At 73.6% G+C, this 14,408-nt stretch carries 10 protein-coding genes; 6 read left to right on the top strand and 4 right to left on the bottom strand.

Annotated features, from left to right (window positions below; genetic code table 11):
* The first annotated feature begins 627 nt into the window (after positions 1–627).
* Positions 628–2,046 carry a transcriptional regulator gene (locus tag ACRX5S_RS33350; protein WP_436776933.1) on the top strand — a complete coding sequence of 473 codons (1,419 nt, stop codon included), beginning with the start codon at positions 628–630 and terminating at the stop codon, positions 2,044–2,046.
* 583 nt (positions 2,047–2,629) lie between these two features.
* Positions 2,630–3,862, top strand: coding sequence for a hypothetical protein (locus tag ACRX5S_RS33355; RefSeq protein WP_436776934.1), 1,233 nt, complete (start codon positions 2,630–2,632; stop codon positions 3,860–3,862).
* A gap of 247 nt (positions 3,863–4,109) precedes the next feature.
* Here the strand turns inward: ACRX5S_RS33355 and nirD are convergent, their stop codons facing one another.
* The 4 genes from nirD to ACRX5S_RS33375 all read right to left on the bottom strand — a co-directional run bounded on the left by nirD (position 4,110) and on the right by ACRX5S_RS33375 (position 10,538).
* Complete coding sequence (nirD, locus tag ACRX5S_RS33360; protein ID WP_436776935.1) at positions 4,110–4,502, bottom strand: nitrite reductase small subunit NirD; 393 nt, start codon at positions 4,500–4,502, stop codon at positions 4,110–4,112.
* A gap of 2 nt (positions 4,503–4,504) precedes the next feature.
* Positions 4,505–7,066: a nitrite reductase large subunit NirB gene (gene nirB / locus ACRX5S_RS33365; protein WP_436777057.1), complete on the bottom strand. Its 2,562-nt coding sequence runs from the start codon at positions 7,064–7,066 to the stop codon at positions 4,505–4,507.
* A gap of 98 nt (positions 7,067–7,164) precedes the next feature.
* Positions 7,165–8,388, bottom strand: a complete 1,224-nt coding sequence (locus ACRX5S_RS33370; RefSeq protein WP_436776936.1) for an NAD(P)/FAD-dependent oxidoreductase — start codon at positions 8,386–8,388, stop codon at positions 7,165–7,167.
* Positions 8,388–10,538, bottom strand: a complete 2,151-nt coding sequence (locus tag ACRX5S_RS33375; protein ID WP_436776937.1) for a molybdopterin oxidoreductase family protein — start codon at positions 10,536–10,538, stop codon at positions 8,388–8,390. The genes ACRX5S_RS33370 and ACRX5S_RS33375 overlap by 1 nt, the downstream gene beginning before the upstream one ends.
* Before the next feature lie 191 nt (positions 10,539–10,729).
* Between ACRX5S_RS33375 and ACRX5S_RS33380 the strand changes: the two genes are divergently transcribed.
* From ACRX5S_RS33380 to ACRX5S_RS33395, 4 genes are all read left to right on the top strand, one after another.
* Complete coding sequence (locus ACRX5S_RS33380) at positions 10,730–11,857, top strand: uroporphyrinogen-III synthase (RefSeq protein ID WP_436776938.1); 1,128 nt, start codon at positions 10,730–10,732, stop codon at positions 11,855–11,857.
* Between the two features lie 161 nt (positions 11,858–12,018).
* On the top strand, positions 12,019–12,951 hold the full coding sequence (locus ACRX5S_RS33385) for a sirohydrochlorin chelatase (RefSeq protein ID WP_436776939.1): 933 nt from the start codon (positions 12,019–12,021) through the stop codon (positions 12,949–12,951).
* A 66-nt stretch (positions 12,952–13,017) separates the two neighbouring features.
* Positions 13,018–13,776 (top strand): hypothetical protein, encoded by a 759-nt coding sequence (locus ACRX5S_RS33390; RefSeq protein ID WP_436776940.1) that lies wholly within the window; start codon positions 13,018–13,020, stop codon positions 13,774–13,776.
* Positions 13,777–13,955: 179 nt separating this feature from the next.
* Entirely contained in the window at positions 13,956–14,402 is a 447-nt protein-coding gene (locus tag ACRX5S_RS33395) for an SCO4402 family protein (RefSeq protein WP_436776941.1), read from the top strand.
* Positions 14,403–14,408: the final 6 nt, after the last annotated feature.

Here is a 14,408-nt window from a genome sequence, read left to right on the forward strand (position 1 = left end):
CCGCCGCCCGCCGCCCGCCGCCCGCCGCCCGCCGCCCGCCGCCCGCCGCCCGCCGCCCGCCGCACCGGCGTCGCTCGCACCCGTATGCCGCGCCCGGGAGCGGCAGTCGTGTGCCGCAGTCGTGTGCCGTGTGGGTGTGCGGTGTGCTCCGGCCATGCGCCGCTGCGCTGAGCCGCGCACGGCCCACCGCAATCGCCTGGGTGCCGGTCGCCGCTCCTCGTCCGCTCCGCGTCCGTCCCCCCGGTCCGTCCCCCGTTGGTCCCCCGAGTCCGTCCCCCGAGTCCGTCCCCCGGTCCGTCCCCCGTTGGTCCCCCGAGTCCGTCCCCCGGTCCGTCCCCCCGTCCGCCCCCCCGTTGGCCCCCGGTCCGTCCCCCCGTCCGTCCCCCCCCAGTCCGTCCCCCTCGTTCGTTCCGCGTCCGTCTTCCACCCCGGCGCAGTGGGGGCGCATTGCGGCAGTTGCGGGGGCGCAGGGGGGTCCGGGCCTATCCCCACGAGCGATCGACTGGCTACCGTCCGTTACGGACGGTGTGTCGGGCGGACGGGGCTTCCCCGCAAGGGGAGTTCGTGCCCCGCGCAGCGGGGGCCGGCTGCACCGGGACTCCGAGCATTCCACGGGAGGGGACGCAGATGGCCGCACGGTCGCTCGCCACACGTCAGCCCAACGAGCGCCTGGCCACGCTGATACAGGAAGCCGGCTGCTCGAACGCCGGTCTCGCCAGGCGCGTCAACATGTGCGGCGCCGAGCAGGGCATGGACCTGCGCTACGACAAGACGTCCGTGGCCCGCTGGCTGCGCGGCCAGCAGCCCCGCGGCTCGGTGCCTAACCTGATCGCCGAGGCGCTGGGCCGCAAACTCGGCCGTCCCGTCACCGTCGACGAGATCGGCATGGCGGACGGCCGGAGCCTCGCGACCAACATCGGCCTCCAGTTCGCCGCGACGCCCGCCGCCACCGTGGACGTCGTCACCGAGCTGTGGCGCAGCGACGTCAACCGCCGCGACTTCCTGCTCAATTCGTCCGTCGCCGTGGCCGCGCTCGTGGCGCCCAGCCGCGACTGGCTCATCACCGAGCCGGACACCGCCGTCGCGCGCATCGGCGGCCCGCGCGTGGGGGCGTCCGACGTCGAGGCGGTACGCGCCACCACCGAGATGTTGTCGGTCCTCGACCACCGCTTCGGCGCGGGACACATCCGACCCGTCGTCGTGCACTACCTCGGGTCGGTGGTGTCCGGGCTGCTGAGCGGGACGTACTCCGACGAGACCGGGCGCGCGTTGTTCGCCGCGGTGTCGCGGCTGACCGAACTGGCCGGGTACATGGCCGTCGACACGGGGCAGCCCGGGCTCGCCCAGCGCTACTACATCCAGGCGCTGCGGCTCGCGCAGGCCGCGGGGGACCGGCCGTACGGCGGCTACGTGCTCGCCGCCGGGATGAGCCACCTCGCCGGGAACCTCGGCAACCCCCGCGAGATAACCCAGTTGGCCCGGGCCGCGCAGGAGGGCTCGAAGTCCGCGGTCACCGGGGAGGGCGCGACGGCCACCACGATGGCGATGTTCCACGCCGCGGAGGCGCGCGGGCACGCGCAGTTGGGGGACGTGCGGGCGTGCGAGAGCTCGCTGGCGCGGGCCGAGACCGCGATGGAGCGGTCCAGGCCGGAGGAGGACCCGGTATGGATCTCGCACTTCGACCGCGCGTACCTGGCCGACGAGTTCGCGCACTGCTACCGCGACCTGGACCGGCCGCGGCAGGCGGAGGAGGCCGCCCGTGCGGCGCTCGAAGGGCACGCGGAGACGCGCGTACGGCGCCGTGCCGTCGACACCCTGCTGCTGGCCACCGCGCACCTCCAGCAGAACCAACTGGACGAGGCGTGCGCGATCGCCGGCGACGCCCTGGAGTTGGTCGTACGCCTGCACTCGGCACGCGGCCAGGAGTACCTGCGCGACTTCCAGCGCCGCCTGGCCCCGTACGGATCCGAGCCCGCCGCCCGCGACTTCATGGACGCGGTCCGGGCGGCCTACGAAGGCGAGCACGAGGAGGTGATCCCGGCCTGACGCGCCATCGGAACGACGGCACCCGCCCACGGCCGCAACGGGAAGCGGCCGTACGCGGAACCGCCTGGGACCGCCGCCGACGCACGGCCGCCGAAGCCCCCGAGGGCCCGACGGGATTTCGCCGACCTGCCTCGGCCCCCCAGGCCGCCTGACGGCCCGCGCCCCGCCCCGTGACGCCGCGAAACCGGGACGAGGGCCAGCCGGGCCAAGGTGCCCCCCGGCGTCAACGGGGCCGACGCCGGGGGCCACCCATCTCCGAGCCCCGTACGGCTGCCCGTCCTGCGCCTCGCGACCACCGACCGCAGACCACCGACCGCAGACCACCGGCCGAAGACCACCGGCCGAAGACCACCGACTGCCGTCTGCTCGCTGCCGCCCGCCGCCGGGGTGGGGGCATTGGTCGACAGCACCAGGGGGTTGGGCCTTGTGTCGGGCGTCACCCGGCGTGGGGCTGAACGGGGGCGGGGGATGGGCTCTCCGGGTGTCTCCGGAGGAAACTCTTCGCGTGCGGGCCGAACCGCTGTTCGTCTTCTCGGCGTCTCGGTTAGCGTCGAGGGGAACCCACGCGCGAGGAGAGCACGACATGAGTGGCAGGCCTGGATCCGGTGCGGCCGGTGAGGAGTCCGGCGCGCCCAAGGACGAAGGGCTGTCCATCTTCGGGCCGTTGGAGCTGCCGCGCGACGAGTCCGGGGGATACCCGGTCTACGACGAGTACGACGGCGCGGACAACGCCAACCACGGTGGCGGGTACGGCGACGCGGGCGGAACGAGGATCGCCACGCCGTCCATGATCGTTCCGCCGGATCCGGGTGGGCCGCCCCCGCCCCCGCCGGTGTATCCAGGGGGTCCGCCGCCCGGGTATCCGGCCGCGCCCGGGGCGCACGGCCACCCGGCGCCGCCTTCGCCGCAGGGGTGGCCGGGGGCTCCGGCACCTCCGCAGCAGTACGGGCCGCCGCCCCACGGGCACTCGGCAGGGCCGCAGGGCGGTCCGGGCGGGGATGATCCGTTCGCCTCGCTGTACCGGCCCGGGCCGTCCTCGGGGCCGTCGGCCAACCCCGGCTATGCGCCCGGGGCGGCGCATTACGGGCCGCCGCCCGGTTCGGGCCAACCGCACTACGCGGCCCCGGCGATGCCGCCGCGCCACCACGAGTCCGGTCCCGGCTCGCCGCCGCGGGACGGGCGCCGCCGGGCGATCGTCGCGGGGTCGGTGGTCGCGGTCGCGGCCCTGGTCGTCGCGGCGCTGTTCGCGGGCGGGGTGTTCGACGGCGGCGACGAGACGAAGAACGCGGGCGACGGTACGCCGGCCCCCACGGTGACCGGTGCCGCCGTACCACCGCCGGTCACCACCAGCCCCAGTGCGGCGCCGAAGTCGCAGGCCGAGCAAATGGACGAACTGCTCGGCGTCAGCGCCGGATCCCGGTCCAAGGTGTCCGGCGCGGTGGCGAAGATCGAGCGCTGCGACGACATCGACGCCGCGGTCCGGACACTCGACGAGGCCGCCGAGCAACGGGACGAGCAGGTCCGCAAGTTGGCGGCGCTCAAGACCGACGAGATCGCGCGCGGCGACGAACTCGTCGAGTGGCTGCGCAAGGCGTGGGAGGCGTCCGCCCGCGCGGACCGGGCGTTCGCGGCCTGGGGCCGGGAGAACGCCGAGGGCGAGTGCGAGGACGGCGATCGCGCCAAGACGACCGGCGACAAGCGCGACGCGAACAAGGCCAGCACCGAGGCCACGACGGCGAAGAACCGCGCGGTCGCCCTCTGGAACCCGGTGGCCAAGGACGCGGGTCTCCAGGAGCGCAAGGCGAGCGAGATCTGACGCGCGGGGACCGACGGGTGCGGCAGCGGGCGCGTACCCCCGTGCCGCGTCCGCTGCCGCGTCCGTGCGTGACCCGCGCACCTGCATCCGCGCGCGTCACGTGATCGGGAGGTACGCCGCGCCATTGAGGCGCACTTCCCGGCCCGTCTTTCCCGGCCCGTCTTTCCCGGCCCGTCCATTCCGGCCCGTCCATTCCGGCCCGTCCATTCCGGCCCGTCCATTCCGGCCGTCCTTGCGTCGGCCGGTGTCAGCCGACCTCCGCTCCCACCGCCGTTCGCAGCCGCACCTCGTACACCGGCAGCGACACCGGTTCGTCGTCCGCGTCCAGGCACAGACCGGTGCGGAGGTCGAAGGCCTCCTTGTACATCGGCGACATCACCATCGGCACGCCCTGCCGCGAGCCGAGGATGCCGCGGGAGATGACGTACGCCCCGCTGAACGGGTCCCGGTTGCCGACCGCGTAGACCGCCCCGTCGCGGTCCGCGAACACCGCCACCTGCTCGCCGTCCACCAGTGCCGCGACGCCGCGGCCCGGGATCAGGTCGGACAGCCGGCACACCGGCGTCCAGGAGCCGGACGCGCCGATCTCCACCAGCGTGGCGGTCCCGGCCAGGGCGTCTCCGTGTCGTTCCGCAGCCATGGTCACGAGGTCCTTACCTCCAGGGTCGGGCCGGCGATGAGGCCGGCGATCGGGCCGTCGGTCGGGCCTTCGATCGGGAGGGAGACCCCCTCCTCGCCCGGCCGGGCCGGGCGGATCTGGTCGCGTTCGGCGACGAACGTGACGGTCGGATCGGGCGTGCCCGGGGCGTTCACGAAGGACACGAAGCGCCGCAGGCGGTCCGGGTCCTCCAGCGTCGCGCGCCATTCGTCCTCGTAGGTCGCGACGTGGCGCTGCATCAGCTCGTCGAGGTCGTCGCAGATCCCGAGCGAGTCGTCCATGATCACCGCGCGCAGGTGGTCGAGGCCGCCCTCCATGCGCTCCACCCACGGCGCGGTGCGCTCCAGGCGGTCCGCGGTGCGGATGTAGAACATCAGGAACCGGTCGATGGTCCGGATCAGCGTCTCGCGGTCCAGGTCCGCGGCCAGCAGGTCCGCGTGCCGCGGCGTCATGCCGCCGTTGCCGCCGATGTAGAGGTTCCAGCCGGTCGAGGTGGCGATCACCCCGAAGTCCTTGCTCTGCGCCTCCGCGCACTCGCGCGCGCACCCGGAGACGGCCGACTTCAGCTTGTGCGGCGACCGCAACCCCCGGTAGCGCAGCTCCAGTTCGATCGCCAGGCCGACCGAGTCCTGGACGCCGTACCGGCACCACGTCTCGCCCACGCACGACTTCACGGTGCGCAGCGCCTTCCCGTACGCATGCCCTGACTCGAACCCGGCCGCCACCAACCGTCGCCAGATCAAGGGCAGTTGGTCGACCGAGGCGCCGAACATGTCGATGCGCTGCCCGCCGGTGATCTTCGTGTAGAGGCCGAAGTCGCGGGCGATCTCGCCGATGGTGATGAGTCCTTCGGGGGTGATCTCGCCGCCCGGGATGCGCGGTACCACCGAATAGGAGCCGTTGCGCTGGAGGTTCGCCAGGAAGTGGTCGTTGGTGTCCTGGAGCGCGGCCTGTTCGCCGTCGAGGATGTGGCCGTTCGACAACGAGGCCAGGATCGAGGCGACGGCCGGCTTGCACACGTCGCAGCCCAGCCCGGTGCCGTGCTCCTCGATCAGCCGGGTGAAACCGGTGATGCCGCGCACCTGCACGATCTCGAACAGCTCGGCCCGCGTGTGCTCGAAGTGCTCGCACAGGCCCTTGGAGACCTCCACGCCGTTCGCGACCAGCTCGTCCTGCACGATCGTGGTCAGCATCTTGACGCACGAACCGCAGCCCGTGCCCGCCCGCGTGCACTTCTTCACCGCCGGGACGTCCGCGCAGCCCTGCTCCGAGACCGCAGCCCGGATCGCGCCCTTGGACACGTTGTGGCACGAGCACACCAGCGCGTCGTCCGGCAGCGCCGAGGCGCCGATCACCACCGGGGCGCCCGCCGACTCCGGCAGCACCAGCTGCTCCGGCGGCGCGGGCAACGGCGAACCGGCCAGGCAGAGCGGGCGCAACAGGTCGTACGACCCGGCGTCGCCGACCAGCACGCCGCCCAGCAGGCGGCCGTCCGCCGCGACCACGAGCTTCTTGTAGACCCCCTCGCGGCTGTTGGAGTACAGCACTTCGAGGCAGCCCTCGGACGCGCCGTGCGCGTCGCCGAAGCTCGCCACGTCCACACCCAGCAGCTTGAGCTTCGTCGAGGTGTCCGCACCCGTGAACGGCCGGGAACCGCCCGTGAGTTCGAGAGCGACCGTCTCGGCCATCTGGTAGCCCGGCGCGACCAGCCCGTACACCCGGCCGTCCGAGGCCAGCGCGCACTCGCCGATCGCCCACACCGAGGGGTCGGACGTACGGCAGCTCTCGTCCACCGCGATCCCGCCCCGCTCACCCACCACCAGCCCGCTCTCCCGGGCCAGTTGGTCGCGCGGCCGGACGCCCGCCGAGAAGACCACCAGGTCCACGTCCAGCGACTCGCCGTTGGACAGCGCCATCGTGCGGGCGCGCCCGTCCACGACGCCGATCTCCTGGGTGCCGGCGCCCGTGTGCACGGTGACTCCCAACTCCTCGATCTTGCGGCGCAGCGCGTCACCGCCGCCCGCGTCGACCTGAATCGCCATCAGGCGCGGGGCGAACTCCACGACATGCGTGTCCAGCCCCATCGCCCGCAGGGCGCCCGCCGCCTCCAGGCCGAGCAGGCCGCCGCCGACCACCGCACCGGTTTTGGCGGTCCTGGCCCACGCCTCGATCGCCTCAAGGTCCTCGATCGTGCGGTACACGAAGCAGCCGTCGGCGTCGTGGCCCGGCACCGGCGGCACGAACGGATACGAGCCCGTCGCCAGCACCAGCGCGTCGTACCCGAACGTCTCGCCGCTGCGCGCCGTCACCGTCCGCGCCTCGCGGTCCAGCGCCACCGCCGGGTCGCCGAGTCGCAGGTCGATGCCGTGCCGCGCCATGAACCCGGCCGGGACCATGGAGAGTTCGTTCGCCGATAGACCAGAGAAGTAGGAGGTCAGGTGCACGCGGTCGTACGCGGCACGGGGCTCCTCGCACAGCACCGTCACCTGCCAGTCGCCGCCGCCCTCGCGCTCGACCAGCGCCTCCAGGAAGCGCTGGCCCACCATGCCGTGGCCGACGAGGACAAGGCGGCGTCCGGCGGCGGTCGAAGCGGCCGGAATCGAAGTTGCAGGAATCCGAACGGACTTGGGAAGAGAAGACTCGATCACTGGGGGGCTCCTTGCGGGATGAGCAGATGCAGGGGGTCCGCCGGGACCGGTTCGTCCCGTTCGTAGGCGTGGGTGAGTGCGCCGACCGTCGCCAGGTCGCCGACGAGGATCGCGCCGACCAGGCGGTCGCCGCGCAGCACGAGCTTCTTGTACGAGCCGCGGGTCGGGTCCGCGAGCCGGATGACGTCGTGCGGCCCGTCGTCCGGCACCGGGTCGACGTCGCCGAACGCCGCGATCTCCACCGGCCCGGCGGTCAGTCGCGCCCCGACGCGCGAACCCGCGTACGTCGCCTCCGCGCCGCACAACCGCGCCGCCAGCACGTCCGCCTGCTCCCACGCGGGCCCCGACAACCCGTGCACGACACCGCGGTGTTCGGTGCAGTCGCCGATCGCGTACACGTCCGGCGCGCTGGTCGCCAGGCCGTCGTCCACGACGATCCCGGTCCGCACATCGAGCCCCGCGGCCCGGGCCAGGCCCACCCGGGGACGCGCCCCGCAGGCCAGCACCACCAGGTCCGCGTCCAGCCGGTAGCCGTTCGCCAGCGTCACGCCCTCGGCGCGGTCGGTGCCGTGCAGCGACTTCGCGCGGTTCTCCGCGTACACCGCCACCCCGAGCCGGCCCAGTGCCCGGTGCAGCGCGACCGCGCCGTCCTCGTCCAGGTGACGTTCCATCAAGTACGGGGCCTGGTGCACGATTTCCACCGGCAGGCCGAGCTCGGCAAGAGCACGCGCCGCACTCACGCCGAGGATTCCGCCGCCGACCACCACCGCACGCCGCGCCCCGGGCACCGCCTCCGCGAGCCGCGCACAGTCCGCCAGGGTGCGGAACGCGTGTACGCCCTGCTTGAGTTCGCCGCCCTCGCCGGTGTTCGACGTGCAGTGCAGGTTGCGGATCGGCGGCAGCACCGGGTTCGAGCCGGTCGCGAACACCAGCGTGTCGTACGCCGCGATCGACCCGTCCGCGAGTTCCAGCGTGCGCGCCGCGGTGTCCACCGCCACCACCTCGACACCGCTGCGCACCTGCGCGGACGCCAGCGGCAGGCCGATCGTCCCGGCCGGGAGCCGCCCGGTCAGCACCTCCGCCAGCAGCGCCCGGTTGTACGGCGCGCAAGCCTCGTCGCCGAACAGCGTCACCGCCGCCCCCGGATCCCGGGCGAACAGCTGCGCGGTCAACCGGGCCGCGGCCATGCCCGCGCCGATCACCGCTGTCTGACGACGCATCACGACGCACTCCTCACCACGGCGGCCGGCACCGGGGACCCGGCCCGCTCCACACGCACCGCGCAGACCTTGAACTCCGGCATGCGCGACGTCGGGTCGAGCGCCGGGTTGGTCAGCGAGTTCGCCCGGCCCGCACCCGCCCAGTGGAACGGCATGAACACCGTGTCCGACCGGATCGACGCGGTCACCCGGGCCGGTGCCTCGGCCCGCCCGCGACGGCTCGTCACCGCCAGCAGGTCGCCCTCGGACACCCCCAGCCGGGCGGCCAGGTGCGGGTGCAGTTCCACGAACGGCCCCGGCGCGGCCCGGTTCAGCTCCTCGACCCGCCGCGTCTGCGCGCCCGACTGGTACTGCGCCAGGACCCGGCCCGTCGTCAGATAGAGCGGATACTCCGCGTCCGGCTCCTCCGCCGCCGGGCGGTGCGCCACGTCCGCGAACCGCGCCCGCCCGTCCGGCGTCGCGAACCGCTCCAGGAACAGCCGCGGCGTGCCCGGGTGCGCGGCGTCGGGACACGGCCAGAACACCCCGTCCTCGCGGCGGATCCGGTCGTACGTGATCCCCGCGTAGTCCGCCTGCGCCCCCGCGGTCGCCGCCCGCAGCTCCTCGAACACCGTCTCCGGGTCGGTCGGGAACCCCGTGCCGACACCCAGTCGCGCGGCCAGGTGGTGCAGCGTCGACAGGTCCGTGCGCACCCCCGGCGGCGGGGTCAGCGCCGCCTGCCGCAGGATGACCCTGCCCTCCAGGTTCGTCGTGGTGCCGGTCTCCTCCGCCCACTGCGCGCTCGGCAGCACCACATCCGCCAGCTCCGCCGTCTCCGACAGCACGACGTCGCTCACCACCAGGAAGTCCAGCGACTCCAGGCGCTCCGTCACATGCGCCGCACGCGGCGCCGACACGACCGGGTTCGACCCCATCACCAGCAGCGAGCGCACCTCCGAGCCGAGCACGTCCAGCAGCTCGTACGCGCTGCGCCCCGGCCCCGGCAGCGACTCCGGATCCACCCCCCACACCCCGGCCACGTGCGCGCGGTCCGCGGGATCGGTGATCGAGCGGTACCCCGGCAGCTGGTCGGCCTTCTGCCCGTGCTCGCGCCCGCCCTGCCCGTTGCCCTGCCCGGTCAGGCAGCCGTACCCCGAATACGGCCGACCCGCCTTGCCGGTCGCCAGGCACAGGTTGATCCACGCCCCGACCGTGTCGGTGCCCTTGCTCTGCTGCTCCGGCCCGCGCGCGGTCAGCACCATGCCGGACGCCGCACCCGCGAACATCTCCACCGCGCGGCGCATCTCCGGCACCGGAACACCGGTGATCCGTTCCACCCGCTCCGGCCAGTGCGCCATCGCCGCCGCCCGGGCCGCCTCGAACCCGCTGGTCCGCTCCGCCACGAACGCCTCGTCCACGTGCCCGTCGGCGATCGCCAGGTGCAGCATGCCCAGTGCCAGCGCCAGATCCGTACCCGGCACCGGTTGGAGGTGCAGGGTCGCCTGTTCGGCGGTTCGCGTGCGGCGCGGATCGATCACGACCAGCGAGCCGCCGTTGTCCGTCAGCTCGGTCAGGTACCGCAGCGCCGGGGGCATCGTGTCCGCCAGATTGCTGCCCACCACGATCGCGCAGCCCGTCCGCGGGATGTCCTCCAGCGGAAACGGCAGCCCGCGGTCGATGCCGAACGCCTTCCGGTGCGCCGCCGCCGCCGACGACATGCAGAAGCGGCCGTTGTAGTCGATGTTGGACGTGCCCAGCACCACCCGGGCGAACTTGCCCAGCAGGTACGCCTTCTCATTGGTCAGCCCGCCGCCGCCGAAGATCCCGGCCGCGTCCCGCCCGTACTTCTCCTGCACCGTCCGGAAGCCGCCCGTCACCCGGTCCAACGCCTCGTCCCAGCCCGCCTCGCGCAGCACCCCGCCGTCGCGGACCAGCGGGGCGGACAGCCGCACCCCGGTCCGCAGCACCGCGGCGGCGGTACGTCCCTTGCCGCACAGCGCCCCGCGGTTGACCGGGAACGCCGTACGCTCCACGACCTCGACGTCCGGACCCGCGACGTCCCGGATGGCGGCCGTCCCCACGCTCAGGCCCATGCCGCACTGCAACGCGCAGTACGGGCAGTGCGTGTCGGTGACGGCGGTCCGCTCGGGCGCCGGGGCGGTGTGTTTCATGCCAGTGAGCGTGTCCGCACGCCGTTACGCGACCGGGTCACATGTGTTGCGGTGGAGGTACGGCTGTCTCACACCCCCGCGCGGCGCACGTGAGCCCGCCGACACCGGGGGAGGCGCTGGGCAGGCCACCCCTAACTCCGGCGTGACCGCCGCGCAACAGCGCGGAAACACATGTCGGGGAGCCTCACGGCATGGGTACAGGGACGGAGTTGGCGGAGCCGCTGGTCGGCTTCACGATCGGCGTGACGGCCGCGCGCCGCCGCGACGAGCTGGTGGCACTCCTCCAGCGCAGAGGTGCCAGGGTCATCGAGGCGCCCACCATGCGCATCGTCCCGCTGGGCGACGACACCATATTGCGGAGAGCCACAGAAGCCTGCCTCGTCGGCCGCCTCGACTACGTCGTCGCCACCACGGGCGTCGGCTGGCGGGGCTGGATGAGCGCCGCGGAAGGGTGGGGCAACGGAGCCGAACTGGTCAAGGCGTGCCGGGAAGCCGTCGTGGTCAGCAGAGGCCCCAAGGCCACCGGCGCGGTCCGCGCCGCCGGACTGCGCGAGGTCTACTCACCCGGCTCCGAGGCGAGCGACGAACTCCTCCACTGGCTCCTCGCCCGCGACCTGCGCGGCCGGCGCATCGCCCTGCAAGAGCACGGCGCACCCCTCGAAGGCTTCGCGGCGGCGCTGCGCGAACGCGGCGCCGACGTCATCGTCCTGCCCGTCTACCGCTGGGGCCCGCCCGAGGACCCCGGCGCGGTCCGCAAACTCGTCGAGGCCACGGTCCGGCGGGAGATCCACGCCCTCACCTTCACCAGCTCGCCCGCGATCGAGGCGTACCTGGAGAGCGCCGACGAACTCGGACGCCGCACCGAGGCCCTGGACGCACTGCGCGCCGACGTCCTGCCCGTGTGCATCGGGCCGGTCTGCGCCCGCCCGCTCCACGACCAGGGCATCGAGGCGGTGTGGCCGGAACGCGGCCGACTCGGCTCGCTGGTCCGCACCATCACCGAGGAGCTGCCCCTGCGCGCCCGCCGAGAACTCGACACCGGTACGGACCGCCTCGTCCTCCAGGGCAACGCCGTCCTCGTCGACGGCCGCACCATCTGGCTGCCGCCCGTCCCCGGGGCGGTTCTGCGCGCGCTCGCCGAGAAACCCGGCTGGGTGCTCAGCCGCGCCGAACTGCTGAAGAAGGTGTGGACGGGCGTACGCGCCGACGAGCACGCGGTGGAGGCGGCGGTCGCGCGGCTGCGTACCGCGCTCGGCCCGCACTCCGGCCTGATCCGCACGGTCACCAAGCGCGGCTACCGGCTGGCGGTCGACCCGTGACCGACGCTCCACCGGCGGCTTCGCGGCCCGGGAACCTCCCGGACCGGACCGTCCAAGGCACCGCCGCACCGCACCGCGCCGCTGCTCCACAGGCCGGTCCGCAAGGTACTTCGCAAGCCAGTCCGGGCAGTCCGCAAGACAGTCCGGGCAGTCCGCAAGGCGTGGCGCAAGCCAGACCGCGACCCGCAGCTCCGACGCCCCCGGAGTCACTGGCCCGTCGAGGGACCGCAACAACCTCCGAGCATTCCACCCGGCCGACCGCACCCGTCCCCCTCCTCGCCGTCGCGCACGGCACCCGCGACCCCGAGGGCCGCGCCGCCGTCGCGGAACTGCTCGACCTCGTGCGGGAGCTGCGTCCCGGCCTCACCGTCGAACTCGGGTACGTCGACGTCGCCGAACCCCTGCTCGCCGACACGCTCGCGCGCCTGTCCGGGCCGGTCGTCGCGGTACCCCTTCTCCTGGGCGCGGGCTACCACGTGCGCGAGGACATACCCGCGGCTCTCGCCACCGCGCCGCAGGTCCAGGCCCGCGTGGCCCGCGTGCTCGGCCCCGACCCGCTGCTCGCCGAAGTGCTCGGCGAACGGCTCTCCGCGGCCTGGCCGCCGCACGGTCCACAGCCTGTGGACAACCTGCCCGGTCCCGGCTCCGGCCCCGACCTTGGTCCCGGCTTCGGCTCCGGCTCCGGCCCCGACTTCAGTTCCGACCTCAGTTCCGGTTCCGGTGTCGGCCCCGGCGCCGACTGCCAGGCGATCGTCCTCGCCGCCGCCGGATCCACCGACCTCGGCGCCAACGCCGACACCGCCCGCATGGCCGGGATCCTCAGCGCCCACACCGGACTTCCCGTCGTCCCCTCCTACCTCTGCGCCGGCACCCCCACCCCGGCCGACGCCGTCGCCGCCCTCCGCGCCGACGGAATCCGCAACATCGCGGTCTCCGGCTACCTCATGAGCCCCGGCCACTTCGCCCGCAAAGCCGCCGCCTCCGGAGCCACCGCCACCGCCGCCCCACTCGGCGCCCACCCGTCCCTGGCCCGCCTCATCCTCACCCGCTACGACCAGGCACTCGCGGACCCTGCCGCAACACACGGACCCTGACGCGGAGCACGTCCCGCGCTCGGTACGCTTGCGCGCCTCAGCGCACGGAACCGGGGGAGCGCACACATGAACCAGGCCGGCATACCGAGCCGCCTCGCCGCACTTGCCGCAGCCGTCGTCGTGGCCGTCACCGCCGCGGGCTGCTCCGAGGACAAAAAGAGCGACGGGACCGGAGGGGGCAAGGCGGTGAATCCCGCCACCACCGCCTACACGGACCAACTGCTCGCCCATCTCAGGACCACCTCGCAGGGCGTCCATGCGCTCAAAGCCGAGGTCGTGGAGGAGAAGGGCGACCTGATCGTCCACGTCGACACCGACCTGCCGTACTTCCCCGACGAGGACACGTCCGACCCCGCCCAGGACGCGCACGACCGGCTCGACAAACTCGCCGCCGAAGCCGAGGACTGGGCAGCCGACAAACCCGGCGAACCCGAGGTCGACCTGATCGCGATCCACCCCGTCGGCCACCGCGACGTCCAAGCCGCGGAAATCGCTTTTGTCCCGACACGTAACGAGGAGCACGGCAAGCGCGCGGCCTACGCGGACCGCCTGCTCGCCCACCTCAAGGCCACCGCGACCGGCGTCGGCGTCACCCGGGCCGAACTCGCCGTGATCGTCGGGCACGTCGAGGTCATCGTCACCAGCGACCTGCCGTCCCACACCGCCGCGGACTACTCCACCGCGGAGGCCCGCCAGGCGCGGGATGCCGCCGAGACCCTCGCCCAGGCCGTCGTCGCCTGGACCGCCGCCAACCCCGAGTACAAAGTCACTTCCGTGGTCGTCGAGGACCGGGAGAAGAGCAACCTCACCGTCGTGCCGGTCTGACGGGCGTGCCGCCCGGTATGCGCGCCATCCGGTGCGGCACCGACCGATGTGGTGCCGGAGGCATCGGCTGCGGCATGATCCTCGGGGGTCCCGGTCCGACCGTTTCGTGACCGGGCGGGGTTACGTTCGCACGACAATCCGGTGAATCCGGCGGCGGGGAGAGGGCGGGGAACGCCACCATGGCACGTATGCGCCAGAACACCGTCCCGTGGTGGCGTTGGCGGGCCCAGGTCCGCTCCTCGCTGCACATGTTCGGCGACCACTCGTTCCAGCAGGAGTGCTGGCTGACCGGGCGGTCCGAGTACGGCACCGTCACCGACGCCGTGTACCGGCTCGTCGGCGACACCTGGCTCGACCGCTGGTCCGCCGCGACGTACATCGGCCGGATCTTCACGGACGGCGAGGAGGCCGACGCCGTCGACCAGGCCGTGCTGGCCGTTCTCGCGGTGCTGCACGAGGTGGGCGAGGACGCCCCCGCCTCCGCGTACCTCGGCCATCCGGGCTGGGGCGACGTCGTGCACAAGGCCCGCGCCGCACACGAGAAACTGTCGCGCACCGACGAGGACGACGCCGAACGCCGCCCCGACACCCTCGAAGTCCTCCGCATCCGGACCGGCGGGCGCTGACCACCC

The sequence above is a fragment of the Yinghuangia sp. YIM S09857 genome (genome assembly GCF_051388915.1).
Classification (GTDB): Bacteria; Actinomycetota; Actinomycetes; order Streptomycetales; family Streptomycetaceae; genus Yinghuangia.

What these genes read in the sequence shown, in the direction of transcription:
- ACRX5S_RS33350 (WP_436776933.1), top strand. Translation starts at nt 628, where the DNA reads ATGGCCGCACGGTCGCTCGCCACACGTCAGCCCAACGAGCGCCTGGCC.
- ACRX5S_RS33355 (WP_436776934.1), top strand. Translation starts at nt 2,630, where the DNA reads ATGAGTGGCAGGCCTGGATCCGGTGCGGCCGGTGAGGAGTCCGGCGCG.
- nirD (WP_436776935.1), bottom strand. Translation starts at nt 4,502, where the DNA reads ATGGCTGCGGAACGACACGGAGACGCCCTGGCCGGGACCGCCACGCTG.
- nirB (WP_436777057.1), bottom strand. Translation starts at nt 7,066, where the DNA reads ATGGTGGGCCAGCGCTTCCTGGAGGCGCTGGTCGAGCGCGAGGGCGGC.
- ACRX5S_RS33370 (WP_436776936.1), bottom strand. Translation starts at nt 8,388, where the DNA reads ATGCGTCGTCAGACAGCGGTGATCGGCGCGGGCATGGCCGCGGCCCGG.
- ACRX5S_RS33375 (WP_436776937.1), bottom strand. Translation starts at nt 10,538, where the DNA reads ATGAAACACACCGCCCCGGCGCCCGAGCGGACCGCCGTCACCGACACG.
- ACRX5S_RS33380 (WP_436776938.1), top strand. Translation starts at nt 10,730, where the DNA reads ATGGGTACAGGGACGGAGTTGGCGGAGCCGCTGGTCGGCTTCACGATC.
- ACRX5S_RS33390 (WP_436776940.1), top strand. Translation starts at nt 13,018, where the DNA reads ATGAACCAGGCCGGCATACCGAGCCGCCTCGCCGCACTTGCCGCAGCC.
- ACRX5S_RS33395 (WP_436776941.1), top strand. Translation starts at nt 13,956, where the DNA reads ATGGCACGTATGCGCCAGAACACCGTCCCGTGGTGGCGTTGGCGGGCC.